The organism is Pectobacterium sp. CFBP8739 (assembly GCF_013449375.1).
GTDB lineage: Bacteria > Pseudomonadota > Gammaproteobacteria > Enterobacterales > Enterobacteriaceae > Pectobacterium.
In genome coordinates this window covers 194,964-212,029 of sequence record NZ_JACDRR010000021.1, presented here as the reverse complement: position 1 = coordinate 212,029, position 17,066 = coordinate 194,964, and the positions used below count along the sequence as shown (strand labels likewise).

Annotated in this window: 17 protein-coding genes; 11 read left to right on the top strand and 6 right to left on the bottom strand. The window is 53.3% G+C overall.

What is annotated here, in order from left to right; all coding sequences use genetic code 11:
* The 7 genes from H0247_RS16285 to H0247_RS16255 all read left to right on the top strand — a co-directional run.
* On the top strand, positions 1–653 hold a 653-nt coding region (locus H0247_RS16285; protein ID WP_180743476.1), incomplete at its 5' end, for an S-type pyocin domain-containing protein.
* 9 nt (positions 654–662) lie between these two features.
* Positions 663–923: a bacteriocin immunity protein gene (locus tag H0247_RS16280; RefSeq protein WP_180743475.1), complete on the top strand. Its 261-nt coding sequence runs from the start codon at positions 663–665 to the stop codon at positions 921–923.
* Positions 924–1,263: 340 nt separating this feature from the next.
* Positions 1,264–2,136: a carbohydrate ABC transporter permease gene (locus H0247_RS16275; RefSeq protein ID WP_180743474.1), complete on the top strand. Its 873-nt coding sequence runs from the start codon at positions 1,264–1,266 to the stop codon at positions 2,134–2,136.
* Positions 2,126–3,025: a carbohydrate ABC transporter permease gene (locus tag H0247_RS16270; protein ID WP_180743473.1), complete on the top strand. Its 900-nt coding sequence runs from the start codon at positions 2,126–2,128 to the stop codon at positions 3,023–3,025. The genes H0247_RS16275 and H0247_RS16270 overlap by 11 nt, the downstream gene beginning before the upstream one ends.
* 247 nt (positions 3,026–3,272) lie before the next feature.
* A complete protein-coding gene (locus H0247_RS16265; RefSeq protein WP_180743472.1) occupies positions 3,273–4,097 on the top strand; it encodes a phosphodiesterase in 825 nt (274 codons plus the stop codon).
* Positions 4,097–5,185 (top strand): ABC transporter ATP-binding protein, encoded by a 1,089-nt coding sequence (locus H0247_RS16260; RefSeq protein ID WP_180743471.1) that lies wholly within the window; start codon positions 4,097–4,099, stop codon positions 5,183–5,185. Before H0247_RS16265 ends, H0247_RS16260 begins: the two co-directional genes overlap by 1 nt.
* A complete protein-coding gene (locus tag H0247_RS16255; protein WP_180743470.1) occupies positions 5,178–6,485 on the top strand; it encodes an ABC transporter substrate-binding protein in 1,308 nt (435 codons plus the stop codon). Before H0247_RS16260 ends, H0247_RS16255 begins: the two co-directional genes overlap by 8 nt.
* 44 nt (positions 6,486–6,529) lie before the next feature.
* Here the strand turns inward: H0247_RS16255 and H0247_RS16250 are convergent, their stop codons facing one another.
* The 3 genes from H0247_RS16250 to H0247_RS16240 all read right to left on the bottom strand — a co-directional run bounded on the left by H0247_RS16250 (position 6,530) and on the right by H0247_RS16240 (position 10,546).
* Positions 6,530–8,674: an alpha-galactosidase gene (locus H0247_RS16250; RefSeq protein ID WP_180743469.1), complete on the bottom strand. Its 2,145-nt coding sequence runs from the start codon at positions 8,672–8,674 to the stop codon at positions 6,530–6,532.
* A 215-nt stretch (positions 8,675–8,889) separates the two neighbouring features.
* Positions 8,890–9,894 carry a LacI family DNA-binding transcriptional regulator gene (locus tag H0247_RS16245; protein WP_180743468.1) on the bottom strand — a complete coding sequence of 335 codons (1,005 nt, stop codon included), beginning with the start codon at positions 9,892–9,894 and terminating at the stop codon, positions 8,890–8,892.
* Between the two features lie 43 nt (positions 9,895–9,937).
* Positions 9,938–10,546 (bottom strand): HD family hydrolase, encoded by a 609-nt coding sequence (locus H0247_RS16240; RefSeq protein ID WP_180743467.1) that lies wholly within the window; start codon positions 10,544–10,546, stop codon positions 9,938–9,940.
* 385 nt (positions 10,547–10,931) lie between these two features.
* On the opposite strand from H0247_RS16240, the gene H0247_RS16235 reads away from it, so the two are divergent.
* Complete coding sequence (locus H0247_RS16235) at positions 10,932–11,579, top strand: hemolysin III family protein (protein ID WP_180743466.1); 648 nt, start codon at positions 10,932–10,934, stop codon at positions 11,577–11,579.
* A 190-nt stretch (positions 11,580–11,769) separates the two neighbouring features.
* On the opposite strand, the gene ygfZ is transcribed toward H0247_RS16235, so the two are convergent.
* Positions 11,770–12,771, bottom strand: coding sequence for a tRNA-modifying protein YgfZ (gene ygfZ, locus H0247_RS16230; protein WP_180743485.1), 1,002 nt, complete (start codon positions 12,769–12,771; stop codon positions 11,770–11,772).
* Positions 12,772–13,027: 256 nt separating this feature from the next.
* On the opposite strand from ygfZ, the gene sdhE reads away from it, so the two are divergent.
* The 3 genes from sdhE (at position 13,028) to rlmF (ending at position 14,691) form a co-directional block, all read left to right on the top strand.
* Positions 13,028–13,294: an FAD assembly factor SdhE gene (gene sdhE / locus H0247_RS16225; protein WP_012773340.1), complete on the top strand. Its 267-nt coding sequence runs from the start codon at positions 13,028–13,030 to the stop codon at positions 13,292–13,294.
* Positions 13,275–13,688: a protein YgfX gene (locus tag H0247_RS16220; protein ID WP_180743465.1), complete on the top strand. Its 414-nt coding sequence runs from the start codon at positions 13,275–13,277 to the stop codon at positions 13,686–13,688. Before sdhE ends, H0247_RS16220 begins: the two co-directional genes overlap by 20 nt.
* A gap of 67 nt (positions 13,689–13,755) precedes the next feature.
* Entirely contained in the window at positions 13,756–14,691 is a 936-nt protein-coding gene (gene rlmF, locus H0247_RS16215) for a 23S rRNA (adenine(1618)-N(6))-methyltransferase RlmF (protein ID WP_180743464.1), read from the top strand.
* Positions 14,692–14,755: 64 nt separating this feature from the next.
* Here the strand turns inward: rlmF and fldB are convergent, their stop codons facing one another.
* Together fldB and H0247_RS16205 are read right to left on the bottom strand one after the other, a co-directional pair.
* Positions 14,756–15,274 carry a flavodoxin FldB gene (gene fldB / locus H0247_RS16210; protein WP_180743463.1) on the bottom strand — a complete coding sequence of 173 codons (519 nt, stop codon included), beginning with the start codon at positions 15,272–15,274 and terminating at the stop codon, positions 14,756–14,758.
* Between the two features lie 161 nt (positions 15,275–15,435).
* Complete coding sequence (locus H0247_RS16205; RefSeq protein ID WP_180743462.1) at positions 15,436–16,764, bottom strand: MFS transporter; 1,329 nt, start codon at positions 16,762–16,764, stop codon at positions 15,436–15,438.
* Positions 16,765–17,066: the final 302 nt, after the last annotated feature.

Genomic DNA, 17,066 nt, shown 5'->3' with positions numbered 1-17,066 from the left:
CGCCCGGTCTGGATGGCCCGACCATCACATGGACACCAGAAAAACCTGACGGGGTTGAGCCTGTTACGCATACAGGAAGTCCGGTCAAACCCATCGATCAGCCCACCATCCTGATCTATCCTATCCCTGAAGAGGAAACGGAAACCACCACGCCACCGTTTCCGGTGCCGGATGAGCATGACTTTAATGACTGGATCTTGGTATTCCCTGATGGTTCAGAGATAAAGCCGATCTATGTTTATCTGCAATCGGCGCGCGATAACCCCGGTGTCGTTATAGGGAAAGGTGAGATATTGAGCGGTGAAGGTAAATGGCTGGAGGCTGCCAGTTCAGGATTAGGCGCGCCAGTGCCGGTTGAGGTCGCGGATAAACTGAGAGGGCAGAAATTTGAACGTTTTGATGATTTCAGGGAAGCGTTTTGGCTGGCTGTATCGGAATGCCCTGAGTTAGTGGAACAATTCAGTAAGAATAATATAAGTAGAATGAAAAAAGGGTTATCACCTCGAACGATTACGACAGATCATGCTGGGAAGCGACGTTCATTTGAGTTACATCATGTAGAATTGATATCAGAAGGAGGGGATGTGTATGATATTGATAACATTAGAGTTGCAACCCCAAGAAATCACATTAACATCCATTCTAGTCGGTAGGTGATAATTATGAATATGAAAGATAATTTTTCAGAGTATACCAAAGATGAATTTATTCGTTTAATTTCTGAAATATGCGATGCTATTGGCGATGACGATTATCAAGACTCTTTACTTGATCATTTAATTAAAATTACCGAATATCCATCGGTATCTGATATTATCTATTATCCCGCTGATGGAGCTGATGATTCACCTGAAGGTATTGTTTATAGCATAGTTGAATGGAGAAAATCCCAAAATCTCCCATTATTCAAAGACTCGAAATGATTGCTTTTTTGCGTCTACAATCCGTGGGAAAGGGTTGCAGTTTGAGCGATACCCAACAAACCTCAATATGCAGGTTTGAGTACCTGAAACGATCATCAATTCTGGACGTGAGTGTTGGTGATGTGATCTTACCCAGTATTAGCGGAATTAGTGGACACAACAGTCGTATCTGCTCCTTTTGACGAATGGAGGCACCAACGGCAGGCATGATGAGTGTTGTAATCATTCGCAGGCATATTTTCCCTATCCGAAAACAAACTGTCATTAAACTGACGCCCCAGTGACACGCTAGCGTTTTAGGGTAAGGCCTCTGTGTTTCACACTGAGCGGCCTTTGAGTTATGCGTGCAAAATGCTTTCCCTATCTTGTGCTGTTGCCGACGCTGGTTTTTTTGCTTGCCTTCACCTATTTCCCCCTGCTGCGATCGGTTATCGACAGCCTGTATGACACCCGACTAAATGCCGATACGCCACTGTTCGTCGGGATGGATAATTTTGTGCGTCTGGTGCAGGACGTGGTGTTCTGGCAAGCCTTGCTGAACAACGTGCTGTATATCCTGATGACGGTGGTGCCCGGTGTGCTGCTGGCGCTGTTGCTCGCGGTGCTGTTGTGGGAAAACACACGCGTTAACCGCTGGCTGCGTACTGCTTTCTTCTTTCCTATGATTATTCCGCTGGTGAGCGCCGCAACGCTGTGGCTATTCATCTTTATGCCGGGGCTGGGGTTACTGGATTACTACCTGGCGAAGGTGTTCGGCCCGATGAATAACAACTACCTCGGCATGAGTAACAGCGCGCTGGTGGCGGTGAGCGTCATCGGTATCTGGAAATTTGCCGGTTACTACATGCTGTTTTTTCTCGCCGGTCTGCAAGCCGTTTCTGCTTCCGCCCGTGAGGCCGCGCTGATGGAAGGGGCTTCACGGCGGCAGGTATTTTTCTACGTCACACTGCCGCTGCTGCGGCCAACCATCGCGTTTGTGGTCACTATCGCCTTTATCTACGCCATTACCCAGATCGATCATGTCGCCGTGATGACACGCGGTGGGCCGAACAACGCGACGACCGTGCTGCTCTATTACATCCAGGATCTGGCGAATGATACGCACGATCTGGGCAAAGCCTCCGCGGCCACTTTTCTGACGTTGGCGGTGCTATTCGTCTTTTCCATGATGAATCTGAAAGTGCTGGAGAAGGGGGCGCATTATGAGCGCTGAAAATCCGATCGTTGACGTTCAGAACGTGAAAAGTCCACGCGTTGAAAGCAGAAACGTGATCAACCCGCTTCGTATCACGACGCGATTCACGCTACCGCTGCTGCTGATTTGCGCTGCGCTACTGTGGGTCAGCCCGTTTATCTGGATGCTGTCTTCTTCCATTAGCACCAGCAGCTTCGGAGTAGATATGGCTTCGCTACTGCCGCGTCTCCCATTAACGCTCGATAACTTCCGCGATGCGTGGGACAGCGCCAATTGGCTACAGCTTTACACCAACACGCTGATTTTTGCGGTCGGCACGTTTCTGGTGCAGTTGGTGACGATCACCACGGCAGGCTACATCTTTGCCTACCACGAGTTTCGCGGCAAAACATTGCTGTTTTACCTGCTGTTGATTCAATTGATGATCATGCCCGTCGTCATGATGGTGCCAAACATGATGACGCTCAAACAGCTCGGTCTGCTCAATACCCTGACTGGCGTGATGATGCCGTATTTCGCCTCGGCGTTTGGCGTGTTTCTGATGCGTCAGGCATTTCTCAATATTGCCAAAGAGATCGAAGAAGCCGCGTTGATGGAGGGCTGCCGCTGGTGGCAGGTGGTGTTCCACGTCCTGATCCCGATGACCTGGCCGTCGATTCTGGCTTTCGCTACGGTCAGCATTACCTACCACTGGAACGAATATCTCTGGCCGCTGATGGTGCTCAACGACCCTGACAAACAGGTGCTGACCATCGGGCTGGTGTCGTTCGCTATGGGCGCGGAGTCCGGTGGGCAGTGGGGATTGATCTGCGCAGGTACGCTACTGGTGTGCTTGCCGCTGATGGTGGCTTTCGTGTTGTTCCAGAAGCAGTTCCTGAGCAGCTTCGGCTTCTCGGGCATTAAGTGAATCGCTGTAAGGGTATGTGGGTGAATGCAGGGCGATTTAAGCATGGGTTTAGGGGGAAACACGGTGATGAGGTTCCCGGAGGGATACCTCACACCGTGGTCGCCCCCGGTATCTCGATCTTTAAACGACCGATATTAATCATGCGGGTGACGTAGTTCTATTTATCTGGAGCGACAGGCTCCGTGTATCTCGATCCTTACACGATCGGCGTTCGCCAACGGGCGAAATAACGATAGAGGTGGTGGTTATGTTGCTGGCACAGATTTCCGATCTGCATTTTCGCAGTGAGGGACGCAAGCTCTATGAATTTATTGATATTAACGGGGAAAATGCCAAAGTCATTAATCAGCTCAACGCACTGAGCGAGCGGCCGGATGCGGTGGTGATTAGCGGCGACATCGTCAACTGCGGCAGTCCGCAGGAGTATCAGGTGGCACAACGTGTGTTACAGATGCTGGATTACCCGATGTACGTGATTCCGGGTAATCACGATGATAAGCAGCATTTCCTCAACGCGATGCGCCCGCTTTGCCCGCAATTGGGTGATGATCCAGAAAATATTCGCTATGCCGTCGATGGCTTCCCGATGCGCCTGCTGTTCATCGACACCAGTCTGGCCGGACAGGCGAAAGGCTGGCTGACGCCGTCCACGCTGGGCTGGTTAGAGCAACAATTGCAGGATCATGCCACGCGTGAAACGGCGATCTTTATGCACCACCCACCGCTTCCGCTGGGATCGGCGCAAATGGATCGGATCGCCTGCGAAAACGGACACGAGTTGCTGACGCTGATCGAACGCTTCCCACAGCTTACGCGAGTCTTCTGCGGCCATACGCATCGCCTGATTATGACGCAGTATCGGCAGGCGATTATTGCTACCGTACCGGGCACCGTTCATCAGGTGCCGTATTTCCACTATGACGATGCGCCTTACTACAATCTGGAACCCGCCAGCGTGGTGATGCATCGCTACGTGCCAGTGACTGGGCTGGTCAGCTACAGTCAGTCGATCGCATCGTACCCTGGGCCGTTCCTTTATGACCCACGTATCAGTTGTCCGGTGGATGCGTAATGGCCGTGATTCAACTACGGAATATCAGCAAACGCTTCGAGCACACGCAGGCGTTGGCATCGCTATCGCTGGATATCGCTGACGGCGAGTTTCTGGTGCTGGTTGGGCCGTCTGGCTGTGGCAAAAGTACGCTGCTGCGCATGCTGGCCGGACTGGAAGAGGTTAGCGACGGACAAATCCTGCTGGGTGATGACGACATTACGACGTGGAGCCCAAAGCAGCGTAATTTCTCAATGATCTTCCAGAACTACGCGCTGTTTCCGCACCTGACGGTCGAGCAGAACATTACTTTCGGGATGCGGATGCGTGGTGAACCGAAGGCGGAATATCCACAGCGCGTGCAGCGCGTTGCCAGCCTGCTTCAACTTGAACCACTACTCAAGCGTAAACCGGGGAAATTGTCCGGCGGGCAGCGTCAACGTGTGGCGATGGCGCGGGCGATCGTGCGCGATCCGCATTTATTTCTGATGGATGAGCCGTTGTCTAATCTGGATGCTCGTCTGCGCAGCGATGTGCGGGACGGCATTATGGATCTGCACCGACAGTTGAAAACGACCACCGTTTACGTCACGCACGATCAGATTGAGGCGATGACGATGGCCGACAGGATCGCCGTGCTCGATCGCGGTGTGCTGCAACAGGTAGGCACACCGGAGCAGCTGTATTCACACCCGGCTAACGTCTTTGTTGCGGGCTTTATCGGTACGCCCGCGATGAATCTCGTGACGCTGCCCTGCACCGACGGTTGCGCGATGTTACAGGCATTGCCCGTGGCGCTGCCTGCCAGTGAAGAAACACGTTCATTAACCCGCGTGCTGTTGGGGATTCGCCCTGAGCATATTACCGAACACGCCGCGTCAGACGGCGAATTGTCATTACCGGGAACGGTGAAGCAGCGGGAGCTGTTTGGCGCGGAGTATCTGATACATGTGGATACGCCGTTGGGCAATATTCGCTACCGTCGGCCCAATCGCGATGGCGTACCGGATGTTGGCGCGTCCGTTGTGCTTCATTTTTCACCGCAGGATTGTCATTGGTTTTCCGGGCAAACCGCCTGCAATTTATCCCAGGAGAAAAGACATGCGTAAGCCCCGTATGATGGCGCTGGCAATCACCTTGCTGATGTCTGGCTCGGTATTGGCAAAACAGAATATTGATTTTATGTTCCCCGCACCGGTTGATGGCAAGCTGACGATGGAAATGACGCGCATCATCAAGGAGTACAACCAATCGCAGGATCAGGTTGAAGTGCGTGGGATCTTCACTGGCAATTACGATACAACCAAAGTGAAAGCGGAAGCGGCCGCCAAAGCGGGCGATCCGCCAGCGCTGGTGATTATGTCGGCGAATTTCACTGCCGATCTGGTCATCAAAGATGAAATCCTGCCGATGGACGAGTTATTCAAATATGGCAATGAAAAAGCCACGCCTTTCCTGACCAAGAACTTCTGGCCTGCGCTGCATCAGAATGCGCAGGTAATGGGAGTGACTTATGCGATCCCGTTCCACAACTCGACGCCGATCCTCTATTACAACGAAGACATGCTGAAAAAGGCCGGCTTTAACGAACCGCCGAAAAATTGGGATGAAGTGGTTGCTGTCGCGAAGAAACTGACTGACCCAGCGAAAGGGCAGTGGGGCATCATGATTCCGTCCACAAATGATGATTACGGCGGTTGGATGCTGTCTGCGCTGACACGTGCCAACGGCGGGGCGTATTACAATGCCGATTATCCGGGCGAAGTGTATTACAACACGGCATCAACCAAAGGCGCGCTCCAGTTCTGGCGCGATTTAGTGTACCGCGACAAAGTAATGCCCGCTGGCGTACTGAATTCCAAACAGATCAGTGCCGCATTTTTCTCCGGCAAGCTGGGTATGACGATGCTGAGCACCGGCGCGCTGGGCTTTATGCGTGAAAACACCAAAGATTTCCAGCTTGGCGTGGCGATGATGCCGGAAAAAGAGCGCCGCGGCGTCACCATCGGCGGGGCGAGTCTGGTGAGCTTCAAAGGGATTTCCGAAGCGCAGAAGAAAGCGGCCTGGCAATTCATGAACTATCTGGTCAGCCCGGAAGTGAGCGGAAACTGGAGCCGTTTTACTGGCTACTTCGCCCCGCGCATGGCGGCCTACGATCTGCCAGAAATGAAGGACTATCTGGCGAAAGATCCGCGTGCGGCCATTGCGCTGTCACAACTGCAATATGCCCATCCGTGGTACGCCACCTATGAAACGGTTGCGGTGCGCAAAGCGATGGAAAATCAGCTGGCGGCGCTGTTAAACGATCCGGCGAAAAAGGTCGATGACGCTGCTGCTGCTGCACAAAAAGAGGCGGATGGCATCATGAAGCCTTACGTGGATAAAACAGCGTTGCGAGACGTGAAATAAGGATGTCCGCCCCGTTGATACTGGCGTAACGGGGCGGGAAAAGGCTAGTTGCCTGCGCTTTCCGTCACCGCGGAAAGTGCGACCAGAATAGCGGTTTCCGGCGTCAGGACGGGAAGGGCAAGTCCTGCCTGCATCAGCCAGTCGCCAGAAACTACGATCGGCTGACGTAACCAGGGTGGAAGCTCACGCATGGTGCTGCCGCCTTCGCGCACCGTTTTGATTTCCGGGCTATCCAGCAGTGTGACTGCATAACGCGCGTCGGGCTGTAGGCCGGGGAAGCGCAGCGTACCCGCCAGCGAATAATTCGGCATACGCAACTGGGCTACCTGAAAAACGGCGTGCTGCCGATCGTGGCTGACCACGCCGGTGACCTGCGTAGTCTCGTCCGGCATATCGACTCGCCAAGTGGTGCCGTTGTGCAGCAGCGGGCGCAGCGTTTTATGCAACTGGATGTAGTGACGATAGCCTTCCAGTTCGTCGTTATCGGCCTTCACGGGATCCAGCTCGATGCCCATGTGGCCGAACAACGCGGTCAGCCCGCGAAAGGCGAGGGTATGCCGCCGATATGTAGCGTGGCAGCGGGCATGTCCAATATGTTGCCCCATCACTTCCGGCGGGAAGAAGTAGCTCATACCGCGCTGGATCGTCTGGCGCTCCAGCGCGTCGTTGTTATCTGACACCCAGAAACGCTGGGTGCGCTCCAGTACGCCGTAATCGATGCGACCACCGCCGGACGCGCAGGATTCAAATTCCACATGAGGAAAACGCTGGCGCAGGATATCCAGCAGACGATAAAACTGACGGGTTTGCGCATCGGCGGCCAGACGCCCTTCATGGCCGGGCTGCACCAGCTCACGGTTCATATCCCATTTCACATAATCGATTGGGTGATCACCCAACAACCAGCTCAGTCGCTCCTGCAGGTAAGCGAAGGCGTCGGGCTGGTTTAAATTCAGCACGTACTGGTAGCGACCCGTTGGCTGCGCGTAGCCGGGCAATTGCAGCACCCAGTCGGGGTGGGCGCGAAACAGGTCGGAATCGGGGTTGATCATCTCCGGCTCGACCCAAATGCCGAACTCCATCCCCAGTGCTTTGACATGCTCGATGACGGGCATTAGCCCGTTCGGATACTTTTCTTCGTCCAGATACCAGTCGCCGAGCGCGGCTCGGTCGTGATGACGCCCACGGAACCAGCCGTCGTCGATAATAAAGCGTTCCACGCCGACATCGGCGGCCTTGCTCGCCATCTGCATGATGTACTCAGGGGAGTGATCGAAATAGATCCCTTCCCACGTATTGAGGTGCACCGGCCGCGGTTTATCACCGCAGAATTGGATCAGAGACTGGCGCAGGAAGGCGTGATAACGCTGGCTCATACCGTTCAAACCCGCATCGGAGAAGGCGGCGTAGACCCACGGCGTGGTGAGGGATTCCGACTGTGCCAGCGTGATTTCGCCCGGCAGATACAGGGCTTCCGCCTGCACGACGCGGCGCCCGTCCGTTTTGATATCGGCACGCAGGCGGTGGTTGCCGCTCCAGCCTAAATGCACGCCCCAGACTGCGCCATGCTGTTCGTCAAACGCGGATTCACCGAGAATGAAAGCGGGAAAATACTCATGAGAACTTCTTCCTCGACGGCTTTCCTGAATAAAACCGCCATGCTGCAACGTGAGTCGGTGAGTCTGAAATTCACGCAGCCAGCGACCGTGAAACGCCATGATCTCGCTTGCATGCTCTGGGACGGGCAACGTGACAGCGAGACGCTGTACTTGCCAGGCATCAGCGTGCAGGTTCTGTAGCGTGTGACGGAGTTGCAGGACATCCGTTTGTGGATCCAGACGCAGTTCGCTGGTCAGGCGTAGTCCGGCTTGTGTATCCTCCGCCGTGATGATGAGCGTATTGTCCCGAACATCAGCCTGCGTCGTCGTGAAGATCGGTGCGGCGTCATAGCCCGAGCGATGCCCCTCAATGCCTGGTGAACCGAACTGACCACGTCCGTACTCCATCGCCAGCGTCAGAGGAAGATCCACATCCAGACGACCGTTAGCAATGGGGCGTTGCAGAGAAACGATATCCTCTGGAGAGAAACCGCGCAGCCGTGGCCCCCAGTAGAGAATTTCCGCTGCCGGCGTGCAGCGAACGATGATATCGCACTGCGTGCTGGTTAATTGAACAAGATCACGCACCATAATGAAGGCTCCCAATTACGATCCGAATAATGTCTTTTAGTGAAAGCTTAAACGTTTAAGCCATCAACTTAAACGTTTAAGGAATGTGATTTTGTTAAAATAATTGTTAAGAAAGAGAAGAAGGTAACGATGACGATGTGAAGAACATCTCACTGGCGGCTGGCCTCAATAAACTAACTGATGCCTTTATAAAACGTGGAAGGGGACGAAATAGATTAGGCAGGAAAGCTCGTCTGGCCAATGCGTAACGTCGGCTGCCATAACACCTGCAAATTTTCTACGATTTCGCCTGCGATAAGCGCCTGCGTCATGCTGGCAATCTGTTCACCAACCTGCTCGCGCGTGGCCTGTTCTATCGCCGTCACGTTGAGGTCAGTCAGACTATCCTGCGGCAGACCGTCATACATCACTAACGCGATAGGGTGTGAACCAGAAAGCCGCCCCGCCTGCTGTAATGCGGCGACAGCGCCGTCACCGTGGACGTTGCCATCGATCACTAGCGCGGTGGGCGGTTCAGGCAGCGCCAGAAGGTCGATCATGGCCTGATATCCCGCGCGGCGCGTGGGGCTGACATAACGCAGATAGGCTTCGTGAAACGGCAGGCCGTGGTGTTGCAGCGCATCGCGATAGCCCTGACGACGCTGCATGATGAATGCCTGCGGATGATCTTCACTTAACATAGCGATACGACGGTGGCCGAGCGCGATCAGGTGTTCGGTCGCCAGCGCCATGCCCGCACGGTTGTCAAAGTCGAACCAGGCGTAAGGGTAGGGGAGCTGGCTGCGCCCCAGCGCCAGAAAAGGCGCGTTGTGGCGTTGCAGTAACGCCAGCCGCGCGTCCTGTTCACACGTATGCGCTACAATCAGCGCATCAATACGGTGGCTGGCGATCAGCCGGGCGGCGCCCTGGCAGGCGTCTTGCTCGTCGGCCAGCAGGAGAAAATCGATCTCATGCTGTGCCAGCTTACGACTGATTGCACCAATCATCTCAAAAAAGACATCGTTACTCAGGGAAGCCGCGTAGGGATAGACCAGCCCGACGGCGTTGCTTTTGCCCATTCTCAGGCGGCGCGCGTGGGTATTGGGACGATAGCCGATACGTTCTGCTTCTTCCTGAATACGCTGGCGCGTGGCGTCGGAGATATCTCGATGGCCGTTCAGCGCACGACTCACCGCTGCTACGGACAAATCTAGGTTATTCGCGATTGTTTTTAACGACATCACCCTCTCCTGACGTGAATGCTTGGCTAGCGGGAAAACCGAATTATAGCAACCACCCTTTGGCTTTGGCGTCTTCCAGATGCTGCTTCAGGTAGTGCCACAGTTCTGGGTTGATATCGGCGATGAACTCGGCGCGTTCAATAACCTGTTCCAGACGAATGCCGTTTTCTACCCAGCTTTGTCCGCCGTTGTACAAATTCATCAGCATTGGCATGACGCGGTCGAGCACCATAGCAAATTGGGCGCTGGGCGTTTCATTGGCTTCGTACTCTTCCCACAGATCGTGGAATTGCTGGCGCTGTGGCTCTGGCAACAAGCCAAAAATACGGGCGGCGGCAGCGACTTCTTGATCGTGAATTGCCAGACGAGCGGAAAGGTCGTAAACGATCACATCGCCCGCATCGATTTCGACGATGTCGTGGATCAGCGCCATTTGGATCACGCGTTGGATGTCTACGTCTTCACCTGCATAAGGTGCCAGCGCCATCGCGGCGACGGCAAAATGCCAGCTGTGCTCGGCAGAATCTTCGTGACGTTCGCTGCCGATAATCTTGGTGCGGCGCTGCACATTTTTTAATTTATCGATTTCTATCAGAAAGCCGAAAACATCGGTCATGGAGCCGAAATCCAGCGTGGATGAGGAAGATGACATGAAACGTTTACCTCTTGCAGTGAAAATGACAAAAAGGTGCTGTGAGCGTCAAAACCGGATGAGCGTGAATGCGGATAATCGGTAAAAACGGCAGAGCCCTTCAAAAAACAGGGAGATATCGAGGCCGATCATTGTAGGGGATGTTGCCCGGGATTGACATGCATGATTACACGTTAAGTCAGAGATAAAGTGGGATGATAATTATTTTAGCTTACACGTGTACACTGAAACTATTCTCAGTTACTCTGCTCAAAGGTTAAACACCTACGCCTGCGTCCCCGGCATGAAATCGTGCGGGGGAAAGCGGATCACGTCAGCGCATGACGTTGTGAAGTGTGTGATGTTGTGAAATATGTACTGTTGCCGAATACAGTGGAATCTATTGATGTCAAAAAATACACAGATGCCGGATTACTCTCTGGCAGAGGAAATTGCGAACAGCATCAGCCATGGAATCGGTGTGATTTTCGGGATTGTGGGTCTGGTCTTGTTGCTGGTTCAGGCGGTCAACAATGACGCCAGCAGCGTGGCGATTACCAGCTACAGCCTCTATGGCGGCAGCATTATCCTGCTATTTTTGGCATCGACGTTGTATCACGCGATTCCGTCTCAGCGTATTAAGCCGTGGCTGAAGAAATTCGACCACTGTGCCATCTATCTGTTGATTGCCGGAACCTATACGCCGTTTTTGTTGGTGGGGCTGGATTCACCGCTGGCGCATGGTCTGATGGTCGTTATCTGGAGTATGGCGCTGCTGGGGGTGGTTTTCAAACTGGCATTTGCCCACCGTTTTGAAGTGCTGTCGTTGATTACCTATCTGGTGATGGGCTGGCTATCGCTGGTGGTGATTTATCAGATGGTGATGAAGCTAGCGGCAGGGAGCGTGACGCTGCTGGCGGTGGGCGGCGTGGTGTACACGCTGGGGGTGATATTCTATGCCTGCAAACGCATTCCCTATAATCACGCGATTTGGCACGGGTTTGTATTGGGCGGGAGCGTCTGCCACTTTCTGGCGATTTATCTTTATATTTAACCTTACATGATTGCCAGCAACGTACGGCTTGCAGTGATAATGGGTAGATCGTAAAGACGCTGTGAATACCTCCCTGTACGCTCGAGCCGCGACATCCCTGTCGCGGACGCTTTACTCTTCTATCCCATTATCACTGTTATCGTTCTGAGAAGAAATTTGCCATCTTTATGATGTGGCTTAACGTGTCGAATTAATCCGTTATTTCATACGGCAGAGGCTGAACGGTGAGCTGGCTGTCGGCATCTTCACGTACGCGCAGGATGTTCTCTGCGGTGAGATCGTTATTCAGCACCGCCTGTACCCACACCTCGCCGTTCTGCAATTGGCTGGCCGCCAACACTGTACCGGTACGGCGCCAGTTCTCGCCGAGCTGCAATTCGAGATCGTCCCCCGCTTGCGGCACCTGATTGGCCTTACCCGCCAGCCAGTAAAGCGCACGCTTGTTTGCCCCACGATATTTTGCCCGAGCGACCATTTCCTGGCCGGTATAGCATCCTTTGCTGAAGCTAATCCCATTTAATGCCTGTAAATTAGTCGCTTGTGGGATGAACTGCGCACTGTTTGTGCTCTCAATGATGGGCTGACCTGCTTCGATATCCAGCGTCAGCCACTGGCGGCTGTCGTTCAGACTGACTTTATTGCCGAACTGCTCAAGCAGTGCAGCGTTTTGCTCAGGTGACAGCACCAGCAGGAAGCGTTCTGCGGGATAGGCAAAATGCAGTAAGGTTGCTCCTTCATGCTGCACTACAGGGTGATCGGCGTCTGGCAACTGGCTAAAGGCAGAAGCCAGCAGTTCGCGGATGCCCGCACCTGCGGCGCCCAGCAGTACGGCGTTGTCGTCTGGTGCGATCGTGGTTTTCGAGAAAACCGCGTATTTTTTCAGTTCGCTAAGCTGGGCGTCGCGTAGGTTACGACGCTCAATGAAAGCAAAGCCTTCACCATGGTGGAACAGACGTAGGTTGCTCCACATTTTCCCTTTCGCATCGCAGTGCGCGCAAAGGACGTGCTGGTCGTCAGCAAGCGCGTTGACATCCGCGGTGACCTGTCCCTGGAGATATTTGACGGTATCCGGCCCGACCATCGTGGCCAGCGCCCAGTCATCCAACGAGATGAGCGTGGCGGTCAGTTGGGTACAAGCCAATGGGGGTTGTGATGCAAAAGGAAGCTGATGAGCCTTATGTTCGTTAACCATAGCCGTATGTTCGTTAACCATATAGTACAATCCTGCGCGAAGGGCGATACCCGAATGGCTTAATGGTAAAAGAGCGCTCAGGGTTTGCAAGGGGTTATTCACGCAGCGTTATTGTATTGCACATCCTGATACCGATCGGCGCGCCCGTCGCGGTGTTTGTCGGTAAATTATGTCAAAATGTTACTATTAGTTGATGCCCGCTACCGGAATCGGAGTACACTAGCGGCACGTTGCGATAACAAGGTGGACATGAAACATGGAAATCGATAATAAATCACGCATTCATTGGGCATGCCGCCGTGGTATGCGCGAACTGGATATCGCGATCATGCCGTTTTTCGAGCATGACTATGACACACTTAGTGACAGCGATAAGCGCACGTTTGTACGCCTGTTACAAAGCGACGATCCCGATTTATTCAACTGGCTGATGAATCACGGTGAGCCGAAAGACGGAGAGCTGAAACGCATGATTTCTCTTATTCAGACGCGAAATAAAGATCGTGGCCCAGTGGCGATGTGACCTTCGCATTTCCTGGCGTATGCAACTGCTGTCATTGGTTGTGCATGGCCTATTAGTATTGTTCATTCTTCTGGCGCCGTGGCCGGACGGCTATGCATGGTTGTGGCTGTGTCTGGTCACGATGGTGATGTTCGGTTTTATCCGTAGCCAAAGGAATATTAAATCCCGACAGGGGGAAATCGTTCTGCTTAGCGAAACGACCCTGAACTGGCGGCAGCAGGAATGGCAGATCGTTAAACGACCGTGGTTGCTGAAAAATGGCGTGTTGCTGTCATTGCAGGCCGTTAACGGTAAAGACAGACAACAGCTTTGGCTGGCATCGGACAGCATGGGCGATGACGAGTGGCGTCACCTGCGTCAGCTTCTTTTGCAGCAGAAAAACTGGGCGAGATAGCGGTGCGTTGGAAAGGTTCTTATTCGGTCACTGTGTGACCGTGCTTTAAAATTGATTGGATATACTGATGACTAAGCCCGCAGTGCAAAAAAATGGTCTGCATCCTCGTAATCGCCATCGCGATCGTTATGATTTTCCCGCGCTCAAACAGAGCTACCCTGCGCTGACGCCGTTTGTCACGGTAAATGCCTATGGTGATGAGTCAGTGGATTTTGCCAATCCCGAGGCGGTGAAAGCGCTGAATCAGGCGTTGTTGCAGCATTTTTATCAGATTGAACACTGGACGATTCCAGACGGTTTTCTGTGCCCGCCGATTCCCGGCCGTGCCGACTATATTCACCATCTGGCTGACTTGCTGGCGGAAGATAATCGCTCGGTGGTGCCACGGGAGGCTTCCGTGCTGGATATCGGCTGCGGCGCTAACTGCATTTATCCGCTGATTGGGCACCGTGAATACGGCTGGCGCTTTACTGGCAGCGAAATTAATCCACTCGCAATGAAAGCGGCTAATCAGACGATTGAGGCGAATCCCGGTTTGAACCGAGCGATTCGCCTGCGTCGTCAGAAAAGCAGCAAAGCGATACTCGCAGGGATTATTCACAAGAACGAGACGTTTGATGCGGTCATGTGTAATCCGCCGTTCCACACCTCTGCGGAGGAAGCGCGGCAGGGAACGCAGCGCAAGCTGCATAATCTGGGGCTGGATAAGCGCTCACCGCTAAATTTCGGCGGCCAGCAGGATGAGCTGTGGTGCGAAGGCGGTGAAGCCGCATTTATTGGTCAGATGATTAAAGAGAGCGTCGGTTTTGCTCGTCAGTGCCTGTGGTTTACGTCGCTGGTGTCGCGCAAGGAGAATCTGCCGGAGATTTATCGCGCACTGGAAGCGGTTGATGCGGAAAAAGTCAGAACCATCGACATGGCGCAAGGCCAGAAGCAAAGCCGCTTTGTCGCGTGGAGTTTCCTTGATACTGCCGCGCGTACTCGCTGGTTACAAAAGCGCTAAGCCGCTTAAACGGATGTGGATACCGATCACAACGGTATCCGCTCTGATTACCTGCCAGTTCAAATCACAGTAGTGAGGCCATTTCTTGCAGGATCTGTTCGCACCACTGTTCCAGCCGTTCATCACTGAGATCATATTGATTCACTTCGTCCAGCGCCAGCCCGACAAAGTGTTTACCGTCAGCGGTCAGCGGCTTTGGACTGATGAAATCGTAGCCTTCTGTCGGCCAGTACCCAATAAATGTCACACCCAGCGGCAGCAATTGTTCATGCAGCATACCCAATGCATCCAGGAACCATTTGCTGTACTCAACTTGGTCACCCATGCCGTAGAGCGCGACGACTTTTCCTTTGAGGTTAAGTGTTGCTAGCTGACTCCAGATGTTCTCCCAGTCTTCCTGAATCTCACCGAAATCCCAGGTTGGGATGCCGAGAATCAACGTGCTGTAGTCTTCCATTCGTTGGGGGTCGACATCCTTAACGTTGTGCAGATCCACCAACTCTTCACCCAAAATGTCGCGAATTTTTTCCGCCGCCATTTCGGTGTAGCAGGTGCTTGAGCCGTAAAACAGACCGATTTTCATAGTGAGTGCTTATAAATAATTTTTATCAGTAAGGGCAAGTTCGCCTCAGGCCACAGCGATAACGTGACGGGCGAATGATGCCGCCGGATGTCGGTATTCTAAAAGGAGAACAGCAGTAAGGAAAGGAGCGGTGAGAGCCGTAGCCCTCACCGAAGGGATACTTATCCCAAAGACTGGTGACGTGTTTCTCTGGTCGCCAGCAGTGCAATCAGCGTCAGCGATGCCATGGCCGCCAAATAAACGCCGACGTAGAACAGACCATAGTTGGCCGTCAGCCACGCTGCGATATATGGCGCAACTGAGGCACCCAGAATTGACGAGACGTTATAGGAGAATGACGCGCCAGTGTAGCGTACTTCTGTTGGGAACAGTTCCGGCAGCAAGGCACCCATCGGGCCGAACGTTAGTCCCATGAGGCTCAGACCCAGCACTAGGAAGCCCATCACCAGTGCCTGATTGCCTGAACCAAGCATATAAGGGAACAGCATGGCAAAGACGATCATCAGGCAAGTAATGGTAATCATGGTCTTACGGCGACCAAAGGCATCTGCCAGATAGCCGGCGACCGGCACCATCAGACCAAAACCGATCACCGCGATCATCAGCATCAACAGGAAGCTATTACGTGAGAAGCCAAGCCCTTTAGGCACAGGTGCCGTGCCATAAGTCATGGAATAAACGGTCATGATGTAGAACAGTGTGTAGGTCGCCAGCATGATGAAGGTGCCGAGGATCGTGACTTTCATATGTTTGCTAAGCAGCGTTCCCAGCGGCATACGCACCTGCTTGCCAGCTTTGACCGCTTTGGTAAAGACTGGGGCTTCATGTAGAGAGATACGGACATACAGGCCAACCAGCACCAGCGCGGCGGACGCGACGAACGGTACGCGCCAGCCCCAGGTCATGAACTGCTCTTCCGTCAGCAGCCAGGACAACAGCAGGAAGGTACCATTAGCGAAGAAGAAACCAATCGGTGCGCCAAGCTGGGGGAACGACCCATACAGCGCACGTTTATGGGATGGTGCATTTTCCGTCGCCAGCAGCGCTGCGCCACCCCATTCACCGCCCAGACCCAGCCCCTGGCCGAAGCGTGCCAGTGCCAGAAGAATCGGTGCAAAAATACCAATGGTTTCGTAGGTCGGTAACAGCCCAATCAGAACGGTTGAAACCCCCATGGTTAGCAGAGAAGCGACCAGCGTGACTTTACGTCCAACGCGGTCGCCGAAGTGACCGAATACTGCCGAACCGATAGGACGGGCGACAAAAGCAATCGCAAAGGTCGCTAGTGACTGTAGCGTCGCGGCCGTCGGATCACCCTGCGGGAAGAAAATGTGCGGGAAAACCAACACCGCAGCAGTGGCATAGATATAAAAATCGAAAAATTCGATAGCGGTGCCAATCAGCGACGCAACAATGACTTTGTTGCGTGAGTTTACGGGTGGTGCTTCCGCTTCGGCATCGAGAGTGGGAGTGACGGTGGTGGCTTGCATAATGTTTCTTTATTTTAACAACACGAACGACCATTCTACGCACAGAAAAATTGGCTTTTCAACGTTGATTAAGTAAGGACAAAGCCAGTCGGTACGCGGCTTCAAGGAGCCTGTTCCAATATATTATCGATACATAAAATATAATGTGCCGCAGCCTTGTTTTTGCCGGAGAATGTTATGGCGATGTTGATGTTCACGGAATATGTGAGATCGCGCACAATTCTGTCTGCGTGAGAATACGGCCCTGATGAAGGTGTAAAGTCGCCGCTTCATCGGCATACTATTGTCAATCAATAAAGGGG